Here is a 3,357-nt window from a genome sequence, read left to right as displayed (position 1 = left end):
ACTTACCGAAGTTCCCTGACCCTGAGTCCCGAAGGGACGTTAGGGACTGGCACGTAGCTTGCGATTGCAAGCGAGTGACAGAAAGGGAATTTGCCGTAGGCCGAGCGAGGCCTAGTGCCGAAGCGTAGCGGTAAGTCGCTGTTATGCGAAGTATCATAGTCTATAGAAAGATTCCCTTGTTATTTTCTTCTGGTTCAAGAATATAATATCCAAAAGAGGGCTTATTTCTACCTGCTAGCGTATTTAATATTCCCGCAAGAAAAGAAATTACTTCGTAACGGGAATCATTAGGATAAAAGAATATCCATTTCTTTCCTTCTGGTAAATGATCGAAAAAAGTCCAATAACCTTTCCCAACTATACAAAGAGCGACAAATGGAGGATGGTGATAGTAGTCAGGGTTAATATCTAAAAATCTTGAAAATTCATCATCACTAGTTAAATCTGAAGAGTAGGAAAAATATGCAGGTAAAATCCTTGGTAGCCAAGGTTGGTCGTAATTTTCTAGGGGCCTAAGTCTCTTTAGTGTGTCTACCTTTTCAATTGAGTTAACTAGTTCTGCCTTCGTAGTTTTAGTTTTTACTTCTATCCAATATCTACATGATTCATACGGAAAAATCCCTATACGTTCATCTAATAGAATAGGTGGAAGCAAATCTTTTTGCCAGATAATTAAATCTGATTCAGAAGAATTAGAATTGAATACATCTTGAATTTGACCTTTCCCAATATCATAGTTAATTGGTAAAAAGTCTTTTAAAAAATTAATTAAGATGTGCTCACGAAGTGAACCTTTTAACCCATTGTGGGTTATTGAAGTTAAATTTTCGGATTCATTTACTAAGTTTTTAGCTCTAGTTTGAGCAAATTCTTGAAAAAATAAGTTGAAAGTCATTTTAGTTAATCTCTTTATTTTGGTATGACTTCAAGACATGGGTAACGATTATGCGTCAGGAGAAGGGTAATACTTTTTAGTAACCTTCCTTGGTTTATGAACTTTATATGAATTGGAATCAGGATTAATCAAGAATAAATTTTGATCGAGATTACCTAACTTATTGTTTCCGAACCAAATAGAAACGGAATCGAATTCTTTTTTAATTCCGACATTAAAGCCGTTGAAAGGATTTCCGATCATAATGAGATTTCCATTATAATTGATGTAACCGCGATCGTTAACATGTCTTTGCTTGAATCCAAACGGATAGGCGATTAGAAGTTCAGCGTTATGATCAAAGAGCATTTTAGACTTAACATAGATTTGTTCAGGAGTTTTCATGTTAAGAGCTTCGTGAGGTCTTTCTCTATTGAATTCAATTCTCCATTTGTCGAAGAGTTTTTGGAAGAGAGTGATGTTACCCACGATTTCATGTTGTAGTTCTCGAGCCATGTCTCTATGCATTCTTTCATGAGCACCATTTTGGTAAGGTTTTCCTGGTTGAATGCGATCGAGTTTGATACCTAGAGAGAGCCACCAAACAGAGAGTTTAGTAAGCCCCCAAAGAGACTGCATAGAGGCGAAAGGGGGTCCGTTGTCTGAGCGAATGATTTCTGGTAAACCATAGATCTTAAATAACCTAATAAATTCGGCTTTTACTGAAGGAATGTCGCCTTTGGAAAGGGTCTTAATGGAGAGAATATATTTAGAAAAATCATCTCTGACAGTGAGAGGATTTACTTTTTCCCTGTCTGGAGTATACCACCATCCTTTGAAGTCCACGGTCCAAATATGATTTGGATGGGTTGCTTTCTCCGGCATGGAGATTCGTTGACCAGAGTTACTTGGTCTTCTATTCTTCTTTTTCTCAAGAAGGCCTGCCTTCTTAAGAATGCGTTCGACAGTGGATCTGTTGGGAGGTCTTCTATCAGGGAATTTAATTTTATAGAGTTCGAGAATTTTCTTAGCACCCCAGAACTTCTTGTTATTTTTTATCTTGATGATTTCTAGAATAGTTTCTTCGGCAATTTTAGCCGGAGAGTTCTTAGGAGTTTTCTTCTTATCCAGAAGACCCTCTCTCCCTTCCTTCAAGAACCTTTCTTTCCACTTGTATCCACACTTAGTAGAAATGCCATACTGAGCACAAAGCTGAGTAAAATTGACGCCCTTCTGGAAGCTGTCCAGAACGAACTGATATCTTAAATCCACGGTATTATTCTCCTTCCAAGGCATCCCCAAAGCCCTCCATTAAAGGTGATCTAAAGGGATTAGAAACCTGAAAGTGTTACCCATGTCCTGAGGCATACATTTTTGATATTTCGCATAACGAACTAGCATTATCGACGTTCCTCGTAGCTGAGCCTACGGAGTAGGCGTTAGCGTCGGCGCGCTTTTTGCGGAAGCAAGAAAGCGTGACGGAGAGGAATGTGGCGTAGCCCGAGCGAGGGCGCAAGTCCCGAAGCGCAGCGATAATGCGCTGTTATGCGACGTGTCAAGTAGACGAGTTGCTGATTTGTTCTAACCATTTCTTTATTTGAAAATAATCGTGTAGAGACATTTTCCAATTGATTGAAGTTGCGAATTCTTGAGCTGGCTTAGTAAAGCTAGAGGTTGTTACAATAATGCCTTTATTGGCTTTTTGTGTATCTAGAATACCTGCTAAACTTCTAACAACATTAACGCCAATTTTTTGATCTTCTGCATATCTTTTACATTCTATTAAATATTTATCTTCTAAATATGGATAAGATTTGTTAATTGCTACTAAGTCATAGCCTCCATCTCGAGTTTCTTTAGTAAGCTGTACTTCGAAATTAAAGCGAATAAAAATTTCGGCAATAAGTTCTTCAAATTCTCTAGGTTTGAGAGTAAATAATTTTTTTGGATCTTTAGTAAAGGTGTTTAAAAAATCAATTCCAATTCCAATTATTTGCTTAGAAAGTTCTGGAATGTGTATTTTTTTGTCTTCTGAATTACTAATTTCAGTTTCATCTATTTCTTCTGGGTCAACAAAATACGTTGTAGATTGAAAATACTCGAGAAATTTATTGGATTCTAGATTATTTAGAACTGTATTACTAAATATCGCATCTATTCCGCTATTTAAACTTTTGAAGTTATCTATTGCTGAAAAAGGTGTAAAGAATGATTCTATATTCGATAAAAGCAGGCTGTTGTCTAGTAGTTTGCTTTTGAAATGATCTATTCCTCCGAAATTTTTTAGATTAATAGCAGCCAATCTGGTAAGTTCTGAATTAGCACCACCAAGCATTTTATGTGAAAGGAGATCGCTTGCTCTAATCAGGTTTGATAATTCGAAATAATCTCTATATAACATTTATTAGTCCTTTAATTGATTTTTAGTTAGTATTATTTTTTGACATGTCGCATAACGAACAAGCTAACCGACGTAGGCTGGT

The 3,357-nt window shown here is 36.7% G+C and carries 3 protein-coding genes; all 3 read right to left on the bottom strand.

All coding sequences use genetic code 11. The features are described from left to right. Positions 1-160 precede the first annotated feature (160 nt). The 3 genes from ND811_RS18955 to ND811_RS18945 all read right to left on the bottom strand — a co-directional run bounded on the left by ND811_RS18955 (position 161) and on the right by ND811_RS18945 (position 3,275). Positions 161-895, bottom strand: a complete 735-nt coding sequence (locus ND811_RS18955; RefSeq protein ID WP_265353558.1) for a DUF6602 domain-containing protein — start codon at positions 893-895, stop codon at positions 161-163. Between the two features lie 48 nt (positions 896-943). Further along, entirely contained in the window at positions 944-2,170 is a 1,227-nt protein-coding gene (locus ND811_RS18950) for an integrase core domain-containing protein (RefSeq protein WP_265353557.1), read from the bottom strand. 259 nt (positions 2,171-2,429) lie between these two features. Then, the gene (locus ND811_RS18945) at positions 2,430-3,275 is read right to left on the bottom strand and encodes a restriction endonuclease (protein ID WP_265353556.1); all 846 of its coding nucleotides are present in this window, start codon (positions 3,273-3,275) and stop codon (positions 2,430-2,432) included. Between the last annotated feature and the right edge of the window lie 82 nt (positions 3,276-3,357).

The organism is Leptospira soteropolitanensis (assembly GCF_026151655.1).
GTDB lineage: Bacteria > Spirochaetota > Leptospiria > Leptospirales > Leptospiraceae > Leptospira_A > Leptospira_A soteropolitanensis.
Note: the sequence above shows the minus strand (reverse complement) of the source record. Positions and strands in the feature narration are given on the sequence as shown.

Bases quoted from the DNA above. Each gene is read 5' to 3' on its own strand.
- ND811_RS18955 (WP_265353558.1), bottom strand. From the start codon at position 895: ATGACTTTCAACTTATTTTTTCAAGAATTTGCTCAAACTAGAGCTAAA.
- ND811_RS18945 (WP_265353556.1), bottom strand. From the start codon at position 3,275: ATGTTATATAGAGATTATTTCGAATTATCAAACCTGATTAGAGCAAGC.
- ND811_RS18950 (WP_265353557.1), bottom strand. From the start codon at position 2,170: ATGCCTTGGAAGGAGAATAATACCGTGGATTTAAGATATCAGTTCGTT.